This window comes from Tsukamurella asaccharolytica (assembly GCF_007858435.1).
GTDB lineage: Bacteria > Actinomycetota > Actinomycetes > Mycobacteriales > Mycobacteriaceae > Tsukamurella > Tsukamurella asaccharolytica.
On record NZ_VIGW01000013.1, the window covers coordinates 68,551 to 84,432 of the forward strand.

At 71.1% G+C, this 15,882-nt stretch carries 14 protein-coding genes and 1 tRNA gene; 8 read left to right on the forward strand and 7 right to left on the reverse strand.

Annotated features, from left to right (window positions below; translation table 11 throughout):
* Positions 1 to 48: 48 nt before the first annotated feature.
* Positions 49 to 1,152 carry a potassium channel family protein gene (locus tag FK529_RS17340; RefSeq protein WP_146563546.1) on the forward strand — a complete coding sequence of 368 codons (1,104 nt, stop codon included), beginning with the start codon at positions 49 to 51 and terminating at the stop codon, positions 1,150 to 1,152.
* A 19-nt stretch (positions 1,153 to 1,171) separates the two neighbouring features.
* Here FK529_RS17340 and FK529_RS17345 read toward each other — a convergent pair whose 3' ends face one another.
* The gene (locus tag FK529_RS17345; protein ID WP_146563548.1) at positions 1,172 to 1,966 is read right to left on the reverse strand and encodes a sulfurtransferase; all 795 of its coding nucleotides are present in this window, start codon (positions 1,964 to 1,966) and stop codon (positions 1,172 to 1,174) included.
* A 14-nt stretch (positions 1,967 to 1,980) separates the two neighbouring features.
* On the opposite strand from FK529_RS17345, the gene nudC reads away from it, so the two are divergent.
* Both nudC and FK529_RS17355 read left to right on the forward strand, forming a co-directional pair.
* Complete coding sequence (gene nudC / locus FK529_RS17350) at positions 1,981 to 2,883, forward strand: NAD(+) diphosphatase (protein ID WP_146563550.1); 903 nt, start codon at positions 1,981 to 1,983, stop codon at positions 2,881 to 2,883.
* A gap of 66 nt (positions 2,884 to 2,949) precedes the next feature.
* Entirely contained in the window at positions 2,950 to 3,507 is a 558-nt protein-coding gene (locus tag FK529_RS17355; protein ID WP_146563552.1) for a hypothetical protein, read from the forward strand.
* Positions 3,508 to 3,584: 77 nt separating this feature from the next.
* On the opposite strand, the gene FK529_RS17360 is transcribed toward FK529_RS17355, so the two are convergent.
* Positions 3,585 to 3,824: a mycoredoxin gene (locus FK529_RS17360; protein ID WP_146563554.1), complete on the reverse strand. Its 240-nt coding sequence runs from the start codon at positions 3,822 to 3,824 to the stop codon at positions 3,585 to 3,587.
* A gap of 77 nt (positions 3,825 to 3,901) precedes the next feature.
* On the opposite strand from FK529_RS17360, the gene FK529_RS17365 reads away from it, so the two are divergent.
* Together FK529_RS17365 and FK529_RS17370 are read left to right on the forward strand one after the other, a co-directional pair.
* Complete coding sequence (locus FK529_RS17365) at positions 3,902 to 5,992, forward strand: ATP-dependent DNA helicase UvrD2 (RefSeq protein WP_146563556.1); 2,091 nt, start codon at positions 3,902 to 3,904, stop codon at positions 5,990 to 5,992.
* A 563-nt stretch (positions 5,993 to 6,555) separates the two neighbouring features.
* Positions 6,556 to 6,834 carry a WhiB family transcriptional regulator gene (locus tag FK529_RS17370; protein WP_146563558.1) on the forward strand — a complete coding sequence of 93 codons (279 nt, stop codon included), beginning with the start codon at positions 6,556 to 6,558 and terminating at the stop codon, positions 6,832 to 6,834.
* A 49-nt stretch (positions 6,835 to 6,883) separates the two neighbouring features.
* Here the strand turns inward: FK529_RS17370 and FK529_RS17375 are convergent, their stop codons facing one another.
* The 3 genes from FK529_RS17375 to FK529_RS17385 form a co-directional block, all read right to left on the reverse strand.
* Positions 6,884 to 8,200, reverse strand: a complete 1,317-nt coding sequence (locus FK529_RS17375) for an ABC1 kinase family protein (protein ID WP_146563560.1) — start codon at positions 8,198 to 8,200, stop codon at positions 6,884 to 6,886.
* A 14-nt stretch (positions 8,201 to 8,214) separates the two neighbouring features.
* Positions 8,215 to 9,060, reverse strand: a complete 846-nt coding sequence (locus tag FK529_RS17380; protein WP_146563562.1) for a hypothetical protein — start codon at positions 9,058 to 9,060, stop codon at positions 8,215 to 8,217.
* A 103-nt stretch (positions 9,061 to 9,163) separates the two neighbouring features.
* On the reverse strand, positions 9,164 to 10,510 hold the full coding sequence (locus FK529_RS17385) for a zinc-dependent metalloprotease (RefSeq protein WP_146563564.1): 1,347 nt from the start codon (positions 10,508 to 10,510) through the stop codon (positions 9,164 to 9,166).
* Between the two features lie 85 nt (positions 10,511 to 10,595).
* On the opposite strand from FK529_RS17385, the gene FK529_RS17390 reads away from it, so the two are divergent.
* Entirely contained in the window at positions 10,596 to 11,639 is a 1,044-nt protein-coding gene (locus FK529_RS17390; protein ID WP_146563566.1) for a YlbL family protein, read from the forward strand.
* A gap of 16 nt (positions 11,640 to 11,655) precedes the next feature.
* Here the strand turns inward: FK529_RS17390 and FK529_RS17395 are convergent, their stop codons facing one another.
* A complete protein-coding gene (locus FK529_RS17395; RefSeq protein WP_146563568.1) occupies positions 11,656 to 12,252 on the reverse strand; it encodes a PPA1309 family protein in 597 nt (198 codons plus the stop codon).
* An 89-nt stretch (positions 12,253 to 12,341) separates the two neighbouring features.
* On the opposite strand from FK529_RS17395, the gene FK529_RS17400 reads away from it, so the two are divergent.
* Together FK529_RS17400 and FK529_RS17405 are read left to right on the forward strand one after the other, a co-directional pair.
* Positions 12,342 to 15,308 carry a UPF0182 family membrane protein gene (locus FK529_RS17400; protein WP_146563570.1) on the forward strand — a complete coding sequence of 989 codons (2,967 nt, stop codon included), beginning with the start codon at positions 12,342 to 12,344 and terminating at the stop codon, positions 15,306 to 15,308.
* 111 nt (positions 15,309 to 15,419) lie between these two features.
* Positions 15,420 to 15,493, forward strand: a tRNA-Met gene (locus FK529_RS17405).
* Positions 15,494 to 15,539: 46 nt separating this feature from the next.
* Here the strand turns inward: FK529_RS17405 and FK529_RS20395 are convergent.
* Positions 15,540 to 15,882 (reverse strand): hypothetical protein (locus FK529_RS20395; RefSeq protein WP_205124402.1); only part of this gene is annotated, 343 nt, incomplete at its 5' end.

Sequence of the window (15,882 nt, forward strand, 5' to 3'; positions counted from 1 at the left end):
CGGACGGGTAATGACCAGTAGTCCTCGCGAGGAATCTTCCAGGTAGGTATGTCCGCACGCAGAACGTTCCGCAGACGGAGCAAGTCCGAACTGACGGACCTCCCTGACCACGCGCTGGTCAGTATCCTCCGTATCCCGGCGGGCGACTCCACCAATCCGTGGCGTGCCATCGGCGTCCGGGTCCTGCTCGCGTTGGGTGCGCTGTTCCTGGCCGTGTTCATCGTCTACCTCGAGCGCGACGGCTATCGGGACTCCGCGATCGAAGCGGGGCTCGGGGGCAAGACGTCGCTGACCTTCCTCGACTGCCTCTACTACGCCACCGTCTCCCTCTCGACCACGGGTTACGGCGACATCACCCCGGTGACCCAATCCGCGCGCCTGATCAACGTCCTGCTGATCACTCCGCTGCGCATCCTCTTCCTCATCGTCTTGGTCGGCACCACGCTCCAGGTCCTCACGGAGCGGTCCCGCCAGGCGTTCAAGATCCAACGCTGGAGGTCTGCTGTGCACAACCACACGATCGTCGTGGGCTACGGCACGAAGGGCCGGACCGCGGTGAGCGCGATGATCAACGACGGCATCGAGCCGAGCAAGATCGTCGTCGTCGACACCGACCCGTCCGCCCTCGAACTCGCCGAGATCGACGGCCTCGTGACGGTCCGCGGCGACGCCACGAAGGCCGACGTGCTCCGGCTCGCGGGCGCGCCGCGCGCCGCGTCGATCATCATCGGCGCCAACCGCGACGACGCCGCGGTGATGGTCACGCTGACCGCCCGCGAGCTCGCGCCGCGCGCCAAGATCGTGGTGTCGATCCGCGAGTCGGAGAACACGCACTTGCTGCGCCAGTCCGGCGCCGATTCGGTGGTCGTCTCCTCGGAGACGGCGGGCCGCCTGCTGGGCATGGCGACCACCACCCCGTCGGTGGTGGAGATGATCGAGGACCTGCTCTCGCCCGGCGACGGCTTCAACATCGCCGAGCGCGAGGTGACCCGCGTCGAGGTGGGCCGCTCGCCGCGGCACCTGCCGAACATCGTGTTGGGCGTGGTCCGCAAGGGCAACCTGTACCGCGTCGACTCGCCCGCGGTCGCGGTCGTCGAGGCCGGCGACCGGCTGCTGTTCGTCCGCAACGCCGACGCGAAGGCGTCCGGCTAGCGGTCACCGCACCCGCGCGTCAGTCGCCGGTCGCGGCGGGCCGGTCGGTGGCCGCGTACTGCGACCACGAGCCCGGGTAGAGCCGGCCGCCCGGGAACCCCGCGTGCTCGGAGGTGAGCAGGTCGTGGCACGCGGTGACGCCGGAGCCGCAGTAGGCGATGAAGTCCTCGCCCCGCCGCAGGCCGGCCTCCTCGAACCGCGCACGGAGGGTCGCGCGGGGGAGCAGCGCACCGTCGGACACGTTCTCCCGACACGGCACGCTGACCGCGCCGGGGATGTGACCCGCGCGCGGGTCGACGGTCTCGTTCTCGCCGCGGAAGCGGTCCGCGGGGCGCGCGTCGATCACGGGGACCGCGCCGCTGGCAGCCTCGTCGATCGTGGCCAGACGGTCCGCCGGCCACGCCCGCGGCGTGAACGTCGCGGGCGCGGGCTCGACGGTGCCGGTGTCCTCGAGGGGGCCGAGCGGACCGTCGAGGAGCGCGGCCGATTCGCCGAGCGCCCGCAGCAGCCAGACCAGGCGTGCAGCCATGACGCCGCCCGCGTCGTCGTAGGCGACCACCGTCGCGCCGTCGCCGATCCCGGCGGCGGAGAGCCCGGCGGCGAAGGCCTCCGGCGAGGGCAGCGGGTGCCGGCCCGCGGCGGGCGACGGGGGCGCGGCGAGGAAACCGTCGAGGTCGATGTACACCGCGCCCGGGAGGTGGCCGGCGTCGTAGGCCTCGCGGGTGGAGCGCCCGTCCAGGTAGCAGCGGGTATCGGCCAGGATCACTCCGGGATTGGCCCGCACCCAGGCGGCGTCGACGAACGGTTCGATCATGCGGTCAGCCTACGATGACGAGCGTGGCGAAGCTCAGTCTGACCGTGCCCCCGCTCCTCTCCCGCTATCACGTGGACCGCGCCGACGAACTGCGCGCGGACGAGACCGCGCTCGACGCGGCGTGGGCGACCGCGAGGGTGCTGCGCATCGACCCGCGCGGCCGCTTCGACCTCGACGGCACCGCCCTCGTCTTCGCCCGCGGGCACGAGGTCGCGCCGTCGCGCCCCGCCGACGCGGTGCTGCTCGGCCGGGTCGACGGGGCGGTCGTCTTCGCGCTGCGCGTCGATAAGTTCGACGGTGCCGACCTGCGCATGCGCGGCCACCTGCTCTCGCCCGTCGATTCCGCGCTGCTCGCGGAGGCGCTCGGGATGCTCAACTGGCACGCCACCGCCGGGTTCTCGCCCGTCGACGGTGCGCCGACCGTCCCCTCGAAAGCGGGCTGGGTGCGGGCCACGGCAGCCGGCCGCGAGGAATTCCCTCGCACCGACAGCGCCATGATCACCCTGGTGCACGACGGTGGCGATCACGTCCTCCTGGGGCGCCAGCATCAGTGGCCGGAGCGACTGTTCTCCCTGTTCGCGGGCTTCGTGGAGCCGGGCGAATCGCTGGAGCAGTGCGTCGCGCGGGAACTGCACGAGGAGGCGGGGATCGAGGTCGACGAGATCACGTACGTCGCCAGCCAGCCCTGGCCCTTCCCGCGCTCGCTGATGCTGGGCTTCACCGCCCGCGCCTCGCGGGACGCGGTCGTCGACTTCCGGGACGGCGAGATCGCCGAGGCGCACTGGTTCAGCCGGACGCAGGTTCGGGACGCGCTGGAGGCGGGGGACTGGAGCACCGATGCGCCCGATGCGCCGCTCCTGCTGCCCAATTCCATCTCCATCGCCCGCGCGATCACCGAGGCGTGGGCGGCGATGTAGCTCTCCACCCGGATCTCCACCCGCGGGCCGACGACGTCCGGGCGTGCTCGGCATAGTTTCCTTGCCATGACTTACGTACGCGGATTCCTTCCCTGGATCGTTCTCGCAATCGCATCGTCGACCGTCGGTTGGCAGTGGGGCGCCCTGGCCGCGCTGGCGGTCACCGCCGGGCTCCTCGTGCAGGACCGGCGCGCCGGACGGGAGGCGGGCGCGCTCGAACTCGGCGGGGCGGTCTACTTCGCCGCACTCGCGGTGCTCGCGTTCGTCGCGCCGCACTCGCCGCTCGAGGCCTACGACGGCGCGCTCTCCTCGGCGTGGCTCGCGGTGATCGCCGGGATCGGGCTCGCGACGGGCCGCCCGTTCACGCTGGCCGTCGCGCGCCGTTCGGTCGACGAGGAGACTGCCCGGCACCCGATGTTCCTGCATGTCAACACGGTGATCACCGGGGTCTGGATGGGATCCTTCGCGACGACAGCACTGCTCGGCGCGGCATGCGTGGCGCTGGGCGAGCCGGAGCCGGTCCGGATCGCCGCCCAGGCGCTCGGCTTCGCGCTGCCGGCGCTGTTCACGCGGGCGTACGTGGCGCGGGTCGGCGACCGGCGGGCCGTGCTCGCGGCGGTGTGAGCGCGGAACGAGAAAGTCCGGTCATCCGTCTCAGGGATCGCCGAGACGGATGACCGGACTTTCGGCGGTCGGAAGACTCAGACGCCCAGCTTGCGCTTGACGTCGGCGAGCGACGGGTTCGTCGCGGTGGAACCGTCCTCGTACTTGACGGTGGGCACCGTCTGGTTGCCGCCGTTGACCCCCTCCACGAACTCGGCGGCCGCGGGATCCTCCTCGATGTTGATCTCGGTCCACTCGATCCCGTTGGCCTTGAGGCCCGTCTTGAGGCGGTTGCAGTAACCGCACCACGTGGTGGTGTACATCGTCAGCTGGCTCATGCTCCGACTCAACCACGCCGCGCCCGCACTTCTTCCCCGGCCCCGATCTGTCGGACCCGGCTGGAATACTCGACGGTGTGATCGAAGCACTGGACCCGGAACAGCAGGAGGCCGTTCTCGCGCCGCGCGGACCGGTGTGCGTGCTGGCGGGCGCGGGCACGGGCAAGACCCGCACCATCACTCACCGCATCGCGCACCAGGTGTCCACGGGGCACGTCGCCGCAGGTCAGGTCCTCGCCGTCACGTTCACCTCGCGGGCCGCGGGGGAGATGCGTGCCCGGCTGCGCAGCCTCGGCATCGGCGGGGGCGACGGGCAGCCGGGCGTGCAGGCCGTCACCTTCCACGCGGCCGCGATGCGGCAGTTGCGCTACTTCTGGCCCCGGGCCATCGGCGACACCCGCTGGGAGCTGCTCGACAACAAGTTCCCCGTGATCGGCCGCGCCGCCCGCGACTGCGACCTGCGGCCCGAGACCGACACCATCCGCGACCTGCTCAGCGAGATCGACTGGGCGAAGGCCTCCCTCGTCACCCCCGAGACCTACGCGAAGGCCGTCGAGGACGCGGGCCGCACGGCACCCCTGGCGCCGGGCACCGTCGCCGACGTCTACGCGGCCTACGAGCGGCGCAAGACCGACCAGGACGGCAACCGCCTGCTCGACTTCGACGACCTGATCCTCGTCACGGCCGCGATCCTCGAGGACAACCACGTGGTCGCCGAGGAGTTCCGCGACCGGTACCGCAGCTTCGTCGTCGACGAGTACCAGGACGTCACGCCCCTGCAGCAGCGGCTGCTCAACGCGTGGCTCGGCGACCGCGATGACCTCACCGTGGTGGGCGACGCGAATCAGACCATCTACTCCTTCACCGGCGCCACCCCGGACTACCTGCTCGGCTTCACCCGACGGTTCGAGGACGCCACGATCGTCCGGCTGCAGCGCGACTACCGCTCGACCCCGCAGGTCGTGGCGCTGGCCAACAAGGTGATCGGCGCCGCGCAGGGCCGCGTCGCCGGTACCCGCCTCGAACTCGTCGGCCAGCGACCCGACGGGCCCGGCCCGGTCTACGCCGAGGTCGACGACGAGCCGGCGGAGGCGAAGCTCGTCGCGGGGCGCATCCGCGAACTGCTGGCCACGGGCGTCCCCGCCAGCGAGATCGCCATCCTGTACCGGATCAACGCCCAGTCGGCGGTGCACGAAGCCGCCCTCACCGAGGCGGGCGTCCCGTACCAGGTGCGCGGGGGCAGCGCCTTCTTCGAGCGGCCCGAGATCGGCCAGGCCGTGCGGGCACTCATGGAGCGCGCGGGCCAGTTCGGCGGTGTCGCGGACGCGGAGCTGCTCTCCCTGGTCAAGGGGGCGCTGGAGCCGCTGGGCCTCACCCCGGAGCCGCCCGACGGTGCGCGGGCCCTCGAGCGCTGGCAGGCGCTCGGCGCGCTGGTCGAGCTGACGGCCGATCTCGCCAAGGAGCGGCCCGGCCTCACGCTGGCGGAGCTGATCGGCGAGCTGCGCGCCCGCGCCGAGGCCAAGCACCCGCCCACGATGCAAGGCGTCACGCTCTCGTCGCTGCACGCGGCGAAGGGCCTGGAGTGGGACGCGGTCTTCCTGGTCGGCCTCACCGAGGGCTCGGTGCCGATCTCGCAGGCCATCGCCAAGGGCGATCCCGAGCCGATCGAGGAGGAGCGCCGGCTGCTGTACGTCGGCGTCACGCGTGCCCGGGAGCACCTGCACCTGTCGTGGGCGCTCGCCCGCAACGAGGGCGGCCGGAAGACGCGCAAGCGCACCCGGTTCCTCGACGTCGTCGCCGAGCAGGCGGACGGGGGCCGCCCGCGCGTCGACTCCGGCCCCGCGAAGGGCAAGCGCCGCTCGTCGGACGTCTGCCGCGTCTGCGGCGGCATCCTCGACACCCGCGAGGAGAAGCTGCGCTCGCGCTGCGAGGACTGCCCGTCGGACCTCAACGACGCGCTCGTCGAGGCCCTGAAGATCTGGCGTACCGGGCAGGCCCGCGACCAGCAGGTCCCGCCGTACACGATCTTCTCCAACGCCACGCTGTTCGCGATCGCCGAGCACGAGCCGCGCACCCGCGCGCAGCTCGTGCGAATCAACGGCATCGGCTCGACCAAGGTGGAGAAGTACGGTGACGACGTGCTCGCGCTCGTTTCCGAGCACGCCTGAACTCCGCGAAACCGCAGGTCAAAAATAACTTGTGCGGATACTTTCGTGCGCATACTGTGGAACACGACCGCACGGGATGACGCGCGAGGTACTGCCTCGCCGCCGGACCGTGATTGACCAGCGCGCGAAAGGAGGCAATCGACATGAACAACGCAATTTTCACCGCAAGCAAGCAGTTCACCGCAGCAGAGGGTGGAGTGTTCGCCGCCGTAGCGGTTCGTCTCGAGGCCTCCCACGCCCTGCCCGGCACGACGCCGCCTCTGTGGCGACTGCGTCAGGAGCAGGCGATGTACGCCGTCGATCACGAACCGCTCACGCGCCCCGTGTGTCTTTCGCGACGAGGTTAGGTCTCAAGACCCACCTCTTCACATTCACCACGGGACCCGCAGCCGCGCGGAACCCGTGGATTCGCGGTCACTCGACACCCCCCGCACCGTCGGGGATCGAGGACCGCCACACGGTTCGCGCACCCACCCGGAAGAGAATCCCGTGCGCCTGACCGGGCGCCGCTACCGAGGCCACCTGAATCACAGGTGGAATGGTGACCAGAAGTGCCGACCATCATGGACGAACGACCCGTCGTCCGGAGCATCGAATCCGTCAGTATCGACAGCCGCGTGCCGTGTCGCGCAGGCGATCCCGACCTGTGGTTCGCCGAGGCCCCGTCGGACCTCGAGCGGGCCAAGTCCCTCTGCGAGACCTGCCCCCTCCAGCGCGCCTGCCTGGCCGCCGCCCTCGAGCGCGGCGAGCCCTGGGGCGTGTGGGGAGGTCAGATCTTCGAGCAGGGGGTCGTGATCGCGCGCAAGCGCCCGCGCGGCCGGCCGCGGAAGAATGCGGCCTGAGCGCAGTGAGCCCCGATCCGTGCGGATCGGGGCTCACTCGTTTCCGGGGTCAGTCGTCGCCGTCGAGCAGCGGGATCCAGTGCTCGACGATCGCGCGGTAGGGCGCCTCCGCCTCCATCTGCGAACAGATGCCGACCATGCCCAGGAGCACGCGGAAGAGCATCACGTACTCGGGCGGCAGCGCGAGCTTGCGGCCGGTCTGGAACTGCTCGCCGCGTACGTCGGTCGCGGTGTACGCGGCCTTCATCAGCCACTTCCTGGTGAAGTGGAAGCTCTCCGACCGCAACGGGTCGACGTACGGCGCGAGGTAGCTGCGGATGTCCTCGGGCGTGATCGCCAGCCGTGACGGGATGAAGCCCTGGCTGCGCAGCAGCGGGAAGAGCGCCTCGTAGTCCTCGTCGCGCGCGAGCCGCAGGATCTTGCCCACCGCCGGCGGGATGCCGCCCGGGTATTCGGCGACGGCGCCGAAGTCGAGGGCCACCAGACGCCCGTCGGGCGCGATCATGAAGTTGCCGGGGTGCGGGTCGCCGTGCAGCAGGCCGGTCCGAGCGGGGGCGCTGACCTCGAACTCGGTGAGACGCGACGCGGCGTGGTTCCGCTCCTCCTGCGTGCCGTTCGCGATGACGTCGCGCAGCGGCCGGCCGGTGACCCACTCGCTGATGATCACGGTCGGCGAGCTCGCGAACACCTTCGGCACGTGGACGTTCGGGTCGCCGTCGAAGGCCTTGGCGAACTTGCGCTGGTTGGTGGCTTCGTAGCGGTAGTCGAGCTCGGCTTCCGTGCGGTCGGTGAGCTCCTGCACCAGGGACTTGACGTCGGCGCCCGGCGTGAGCGGCTTGAGCACCGAGCTGAGCCGGCCCAGGGCCTTGAGGTCGGCGCGCAGCGCCTCGTCGGCGCCGGGGTACTGGACCTTGACCGCGACCTCGCGGCCGTCGGACCACACGCCGCGGTGCACCTGTCCGATGGACGCCGACGCGGCGGCCTCGTCGTCGAAGGAGCTGAACCGCTCGCGCCAGCCGGTGCCCAGTTGCTGGTCGAGGACCTTGTGCACGGTGGCCGCAGGCATCGGCGGCGCCTCGTTCTGCAGCTTCGCGAGCGCGTCGCGGTACGGGGCCGCGAACTCCGGCGGGACGGCCGCCTCCATCACGCTCATGGCCTGGCCGAGTTTCATCGCGCCGCCCTTGAGCTGGCCCAGCACCTCGAAGAGCTGCTCGGCCGCCTTGGCCTGCAGCTCCGCGTTCACCTCGTCCTTGTCGGCACCGGTGAGCCGCTTGCCCCAGCCCACCGCGGTGCGGCTCGCCATGCCCAGCGGCAGCCCCGCGAGCTTGGCCGTGCGCTTCGCGCTGCCACGGGTGATCTCGGACACCTGGCCCCCTGTAGTCAACCGGCATCCTCGGTGGCGGAGGCGGTGACCCCGCATCCGCACCCGGGGTGCATGAACCATCGTCGGACGGCGATCGCGCTGCCCTCGACCTCCAAAGTACAGCCGAGGACGTCCGGAGGGGCCGCCGCGTCCCACCGTCCCGCGGCGACGGCCGCGACCTGTTGGGTCGCGACCGCCGCGGTCATGCGCAGGATCTGCGCCGACGCGCGGCCCGCCCGGCCGAACAACTGGCAGGCTAGCGTGGGCCACCCGGGGTCCGCCTCGGCCCGGACGCGGTCCAGGCAGCGCAGGCACGGTCCCGCGCCGGGCAGCACCAGCGGCCCGACGATCCCGGTGCCGTCGCGCAGGACCACCGGCAGGTGCGGCACCCGCTCCCGCATCAGCCGCGCCACCAGCACGGGGTCGGGGGAGAGGGCGTCGGCGAGGACGACGAGGTCGATGCCGCGACCGACGGGCGACCAGCTGCGCGCGGTCCCCGCGGTCACCCGGACCGCGTCGAGCGCGGCGAGCTCGCCGAGCACGGAGTCCGCGACCGGGCCACGGCCGTGCAGGTGCACCTGCAGGGGCGAGCGGGGCGGCTCGGATTCGAGGAGGCCGTGGCCGCGGAGCGCGTCGAGCAGTTCGGCGACGTCGGCCGCCGTCATACCGAGGTCGGCGGCGCGGCGCTCCAGTTCGCGCGGGGTGCGGAAGGACTGCAGCCAGCGCAGCAGCCCCGCGGCCGCATCGGGCGCGAGCCACGGGGGCGGCCGCAGGACGGGCGCCCCGGTCGCCGACGCGCCGAGTTGCACGAGCGTGGGCGGGCGCACGACCACGGTGAGGAAGGGGTTCAGACGGTGCCGCATGGCTCCAGTCGAGCACGCCCGCGCGCCGCCACAGCGCGGAAAGGCCCGGTTATCCACAGGGGATGACCGGGCCTGACCAGGCGTGATGCACGCCCAGAGAGATTTACTCGTCGCCGGACTCGCGCCCCAGCCGCTCGATCGCGCCGATCGGGTCGTCGAGGTCCGAGGCGGCCGCGCCGGACGCGTCTCCCAGCATGCGGTCGATGAAGGCCGCGGGCGCGTCCAGATCGGACGCGTCGGGGATCAGGTCCGGGTGCGCCCACACCGCGTCGCGCGCCTCCATCGAGGTCGCGTTCAGGATCCGGTCCCACAGGTCGGCGGCCTCGCGCACCTTGCGGGGGCGCAGCTCCAGGCCGACGAGCGTGGCGAAGGTCTGCTCCGCGGGGCCGCCCGAGGCGCGGCGGCGGCGCATCGTCTCGCGCAGCGCGGCGGCGCTGGGGAGTCGATCGGCGATCGCCGCGTGCACGACGGTCTCGACCCAGCCCTCGATGAGGGCCAGCAGCGTCTCCAGGCGCTCGAGCGCGGCGGTCTGCTCCGGCGTGGCCTTGGGCTGCAGCGCGGCCCCCTGCGCGGCCATCAGCTCCTCGAGCTTCGAGGGATCCTGCAGCGAGGTCGGGTCCAGGTTGCGGGAGAGCTCCTCGATGCCCGACATGTCGATGGTGATGCCGCGGGCGTACTGCTCGACCGTGTCGAGTACGCGGGCCCGCAGCCACGGCACGTGCGAGAACAGCCGCTGGTGTGCGGCCTCGCGCGCGGCCAGGAAGACGAGGATCTCCTGGTTCTTGACATCGAGGTCCTTGCTGAACGCCTCGATCGCCTCGGGCAGCAGCGCCGCCGTGTCGTCCGGTCCCAGCGGCAGGCCGATGTCGGTGCTGGTGAGCACCTCCTTCGACAGCGAGCCGAGCGCCTGGCCGAGCTGCGTACCGAAGGACATCGAGCCGATCTGGCTGAACATCCCCATCATCGGCGCGGCCATCTCGCGCGCCTCCTCGGGCATGCTCTGCATCCACGATCCGGAGATCTTCTCCGCGACCGGGTTCACGAGCCGCTTCCAGGTGGGCAGGGTCTTCTCCTGCCAGTCGACGGGGGTCCACGCGGCCGTCCGCTGCGGGCCGGCCGGGAGCACCGTGGCGCCGTCGAGCCAGAGCTGTGCGAGGTGCGTCGACTCCTCGACCGCCGTGCGCTGGCTCTCGGAGACGGACTCGTGCTTGCCGAGCGTCTGGCGCGCGAGCTGCGCCGCGATCGTGTAGTTGACGGGCTCGCCGGTGCCGGCGCCCGGCCCGGTCATGCCCGAGCCCATGCCGGAGATCATCTGGCCGAGCTGGCTCAGCATGTCGCCCAGCTGCGACATGTCGAAGGGCTGACCGGCGCCGAAGGGCTGGTCCCGTCGGCCTTTGCCGTCGTCACCACCGTCGTCGCCGGAGGAGAATCCGAAGGGCAGGTCATTCATGACTCCACGGTACTTGCCCGGCTCCGCTCGTGGCGGCACCGTGCGTCACGCTCTGCGCGAACACACGGCGGCTACGCTGTGGCCCGTGACGGAACGCAGGATCACGACAGCTCTCGCCGCTCTGGTGCCGCTCCTGGTACTCGTGTTGCTGGGGATGTTCGTGACGGTCCCGTACGTCGCCGTCGGCCCGGGCGACACCGCCGACACGCTCGCCACCTACGGCGAGCGCGACGCCGACGGCAAGGTCACCGACCGCAAGGTCATCACCATCGACGGCCTGCCCGTGCACCAGCCCGCCGGCCAGCTGCGCTTCACCACCATCGCCGTGACCGACGGCCTCAACCTCTTCGGCGCGCTCGGCAAGTGGATCGGCGGCGAGCAGATCGCGCCGCGCGACATCTACTACCCGCCCGGGGCCACCCGGGAGCAGATCGAGGCGGGCAACCGGGAACAGTTCACCGGCTCCGAGTCGTCCGCCACGATCGCCGCGCTGCGATACCTGAAGATCCCGACCGCCGCCGGCGTCGTCGGTCTGAGCGAGGGCGGGCCCGCGCAGGGCAAGCTGCGCGAGGGCGACGTCCTCGAGTCCGTCGACGGCGCGCCCGTCGCCACCCCCGACCAGGTCGCCAAGGGGCTCGAGGGCAAGAAGAAGGGCGACGTGGTCACCGTCGCCGTCCGCCGGCCCGACGGTGTCGCGCAGGTACCCGTCACGCTCGGCGAGACGGAGGGCAAGCCGCGACTCGGGATCGTCGTCGGGCAGGTGCCCGCGGACCCGAAGGTCCGGATCGGCTTCGGCGTGCAGAAGGTGGGCGGCCCGTCGGCGGGCCTGATGCTCTCCCTCGGCATCGTGGACCTGGTCGAGCCGGGCGACCTCACGGGCGGGAAGAACGTCGCCGGGACGGGCGAGATCGCCTCCGACGGCAGGGTCGGTCCCATCGGCGGCATCGAGCACAAGCTGCAGGGCGCCAAGCGCGACGGTGCCACCGTCTTCCTGGTGCCCGCCGCCAACTGCGATGCGGCGAAGTCCTCGCCGCCCGCGGGGCTGCAACTGGTCAGGGTCGAATCGCTCGACGGTGCCGTGGAGGCCCTCGCCGACGTCCGCGAGGGGAGGCCCGCGCCCTCCTGCTGACGTCCGCCCCCGGGACTCAGACCTCGTCGAAGGTGGCGAGCAGGCCCTGGATCAGGCCGGGCGCGAGCTGGTCGGCACGCAGCAGCTCGGCATCCGCGAAGGGTTCGTCGTCGGCGGGCTGCAGCATGAGCAGCGTGATCCGGTGGCCGTCGCGCAGTACGGCGGCGACCATCCGCGCGGTGCGCCGCCCGGGGTGGCTCTCGGCTGCGGCGCGGCCGGCCCGGTCGGCGGCGTCGACGTCGGCCAGGTGCGGCTCGAGCGCCCCGTCGAGGTCGGCCTCGGCGTTCGGCGGCAGCACGATGATCTCCTGCACCAGGGCGCACCCGACCACCTCGTCGGGCCAGGTGGTGGTGGCGAGGACGTTGTTCAGCTCGGAGCTCCCGCCCTGCGGGTCGCCGGGGAGCGGCTCCTGCTCGATCACGGTCAGCGAGGCGCCGTCGTCGAGGATGTCGGCCCACTCGGGCTGGCTGGTGGCGAGCAGGGAGGTCGGGACCAGTCCGAACAGCTGGGGCGGCTGGCCCCAGCCCTGCGGTTCCACGAACTCGATGGCCTCGCGGGCCGCGCGGCCGAGGGCCGCCTCGTCGAATACCTGCTCCGGCTCGTCGTAGGTCACGCGCCCATGATCGCATCCGCGCCGCGTGCGGTACCACTCTCGGTGAGCACACGCCGGTCCCACGTCGGGCAATCCGTACACTGGCCGTCGTGACGACACCTCGTGCCGCGGGCATCCCCACGCTCTCCCGCCGGGCAAAGATCCTCATCGCGCTGGCCGTGGTGATTCTGGCGCTGCTCCTCATCGGGCCGCGGGTGGTGGACGTGATCACCGCCTTCCTCTGGTACGGCTCGCTGGGCCACGCCGGCGTGCTGCAGACCGTGCTGCTCTCGCGCTTCGGCCTGTTCGTCGTGATGGGCTTGGTCCTCGCGGCCTTCACCTTCGCCGGCATGTGGCTGGCGTACCGGGTGCGGCCCGCCTTCCTGCCCTCGCCCACGGACGATCCGGTCGTGCGCTACCGCGCCGTGGTGACGAGCCAGCTCAAGACCTTCGCGATCGTGCCCCCGCTGCTCATCGGCCTCATCGCCGGCATCTTCGGGCAGGCGTCGTGGCAGCAGGTGCTGCTGTTCTTCAACCGCCAGCCCTTCGGTCAGACCGACGCCGAGTTCGGCATGGACATCGGCTTCTACGCCTTCACGCTGCCGTTCATCGAATTCGTGCTCGGCTTCCTGTTCGCCGGCCTGATCGTCATGTTCCTGGCGAACCTGTTCGCGCACTACATTTTCGGTGGCATTCACCTCGCGGGCCGCGAGGGCTCGCTCTCGCGCGGCGCGCGCATCCAGCTCGCCGCGATCGCGGGGGTCTTCCTGCTGACGAAGGCCGTCGCGTACTGGTTCGACCGTTACGCGCTGGTGTACTCGAACCGGTCGCCGATGCTGACCGGTGCCAGCTACACCGACATTCACGCCATGCTCCCGGCGAAGGCGATCCTCACCGGCATCGCCATCATCTGCGCCGCGGCGTTCTTCTTCGGCATCGTGCTGCGCGACCTGCGGGTGCCGGCGGTGGCGACGGTGCTGATGCTGTTCTCGTCGCTCGTGGTCGGCGTCGGCTGGCCCACCGCGGTGCAGACCTTCTCCGTCGGCCCCAACGCGGAGAAGGAGCTGCCGTACATCGCGCGGAACATCGCCGCGACCAGGGAGGCGTACGGGCTGACGGACGCGAAGTACGAGACCTCTGATTCCAAGGCGACGCCGGAGGCGCTGCAGACGATCACCGCGAAGGACGCGCCGTCGCTGCAGAACGTCCGGCTGTTGGACCCGAACGTCGTCTCGCCGGCGTTCTCCAACTTCGGCAAGCTCAAGGATTACTACAAGCTCACCGACAACCTGTCCGTGGACCGCTACGAGGTCGGCGGCAACCCCACGAACGTGCTGCTCGCGCCGATCGAGCTGAACCCGGCGACGACGCCGACCGACTGGACCTCGCGGCACATGGTCTACACCCACGGCAACGGCCTGCTCACCGCGCCTGCGGGCCAGGTCGACCAGGTCGTGAGCGAAAGCGGCAGGGACGCGGTGGCCAACGCCAACGCGGGCGGCCAGCCCGTGTTCACCCGCAACGGCATCGCGGGTAAGGCGACCGTGACGCAGCCGCGCATCTACTTCGGCGAGATCATCGGCTCGGACCCGAACTTCTACTCGGTCGTGGGGAGCACCGGCGACCCGCGCGAGCTCGACAGCGACACCGAGCGCTCGCGGTACGAGGGCAGCGGCGGCGTGGGCATCGGCAACTGGTTCACCCGGCTGGCGTACGCCATCAAGTTCACCGAGCGGAACATCCTGCTCAACGGCAACATCGGCCCGGATTCGAAGATCATCTACCAGCGGGACCCGCGTGACCGCGTCAAGCAGCTCGCGCCCTTCCTGACGGTCGACACCAAGACCTACCCGATGGTCGACTCGCGTACCGGCCGCATCCTCTGGATGGTCGACGGGTACACCACGCTGCCCCGGTACCCGTACGCGCAGCAGACCTCGCTCTCCGACGCTACCGGGAGCCGGCAGCAGGTCGTGCCCGGTCAGCAGGCGCAACGACGCCAGGTGGACGAGAAGGTCGGCTACATCCGCAACTCGGTCAAGGCGACCGTCGACGCTTACGACGGAACGGTGCGCCTGTACCAGGTCGACGACCAGGATCCGGTGCTCAACGCCTGGAAGAGTGTCTTCCCGGGCGTGATCGAGCCGAGGAGCGCGGTACCTGCCGAGGTGGCGCAGCAGTTCCGCTACCCGCAGGATCTGTTCGAGGTCCAGCGCTTCCTGCTGCAGAAGTACCACACGACGGACGCGAACACGTTCCGGCAGCAGAACGACCTGTGGCAGGTCGCAGCGGCGCCGAAGGAGACGCCCGACAAGGACGGCCTCCAGTCGCCCTACTACTCGGTGGCGGCCGGCCCCGGCGGCGGCGACGCCCGGTTCCAGCTGACCTCCATCCTCCAGGCGAAGGACCAGCCCTACATGGCCGCCTACGTCTCGGTCGCGTCGGAGGGTGAGGACGCGGGCCGGCTCGTGGTGCGCGACGTCCGCGGGCTGCCCGGGCGGCAGACGCCGGGCCCGGTCTGGGCCGTCGACCTGATCAAGGGTTCGCCCCCGTACACCGCCGACAACGCCAACATCCAGGCGTTGAACCCCAAGTTCGGCAACCTGCAGGCGATCAGTCTCGCCAACGGCGGGCTGACCTACGTCTGGCCGATGTACGCCCAGGCGCAGGGGGGCAACACGGCGCCGAAGCTGATCAAGGTGCTCAGCCTCAACCCGGTCACGGGCGGCGCGGGTTACCGCACGACCGTCGCGGCCTCGCTCTCCGACGCGGGCTACCGGGGTGTCGACGCGGCGCTCGCGACGGCGGCGACCGGCGTCTCCGGTCCCACCCAGGGCCAGACGGTGCCCGGCGGCCAGCAGCCCGGTGCGGCCGGGCCCCCCACGCAGGCGACGGTGCCCGGCGGAGACACTCCCGAGGTGCAGGCCGCTGTGAAGGGTGTCTCGGATGCCTGGGGCTCGGTGCTGTCCGCGCAGCGCTCCGGCGATCAGGTCGCGGTCGGCCAGGCCATGAAGCAGCTCGGTGACGCGATCACCGCGCTGCAGGCGGCCGAGTCGAAGGCGCGGGGCGGCAACTGATCTCAGCTCCCGGGACGGGGCGGCACCGTCCGGCCCGACCCGGGAGACGAGCGTCACGTTCAACTGATTTGCGCATCGTGAGCGCATTCCAGTAACGTGGTGTTCACCCGACGCGGGGTGGAGCAGCTCGGTAGCTCGCTGGGCTCATAACCCAGAGGTCGCAGGTTCAAATCCTGTCCCCGCTACTAGGTAACAGGCCCTGACCGGCAGAAATGCCGGTCAGGGCCTGTTTCATTCTCTGAACCTGTTGTCGCGCCCCTCCTCAGCGGGCCCCTCCTCAGCGGGCCCCTCCCCAGCGGGCGTCTCATCCGCCCCCGCCCGCCCCTTCCGAGGCGTGGTGATCATAGTTAAGGGCCGTCCGAGGTCGTACGCCCATCGCTCCTGGATGGTGAGGGTTCTCTTCGCCTCGCGAGGGTTGTCGTCGGCCATGATGGTCACCTCTCTAGATGTGATGTCCAGGGACGTTGTCCTGATGCTGATCGGTGAGTTCACCTGACAGGTGAAGGCCTCCGGTTGTGAAGTGGAGCTGTCGAGGAACCACACCACAGCCAGGAGGCCTTCATGTCCCACGCTA

What these genes read in the sequence shown, in the direction of transcription:
- FK529_RS17360 (WP_146563554.1), bottom strand. Translation starts at nt 3,824, where the DNA reads ATGAGCCAGCTGACGATGTACACCACCACGTGGTGCGGTTACTGCAAC.
- nudC (WP_146563550.1), top strand. Translation starts at nt 1,981, where the DNA reads ATGACGAGCGTGGCGAAGCTCAGTCTGACCGTGCCCCCGCTCCTCTCC.
- FK529_RS17370 (WP_146563558.1), top strand. Translation starts at nt 6,556, where the DNA reads ATGGACGAACGACCCGTCGTCCGGAGCATCGAATCCGTCAGTATCGAC.
- FK529_RS17385 (WP_146563564.1), bottom strand. Translation starts at nt 10,510, where the DNA reads ATGAATGACCTGCCCTTCGGATTCTCCTCCGGCGACGACGGTGGTGAC.
- FK529_RS17380 (WP_146563562.1), bottom strand. Translation starts at nt 9,060, where the DNA reads ATGCGGCACCGTCTGAACCCCTTCCTCACCGTGGTCGTGCGCCCGCCC.
- FK529_RS17355 (WP_146563552.1), top strand. Translation starts at nt 2,950, where the DNA reads ATGACTTACGTACGCGGATTCCTTCCCTGGATCGTTCTCGCAATCGCA.
- FK529_RS17340 (WP_146563546.1), top strand. Translation starts at nt 49, where the DNA reads ATGTCCGCACGCAGAACGTTCCGCAGACGGAGCAAGTCCGAACTGACG.
- FK529_RS17345 (WP_146563548.1), bottom strand. Translation starts at nt 1,966, where the DNA reads ATGATCGAACCGTTCGTCGACGCCGCCTGGGTGCGGGCCAATCCCGGA.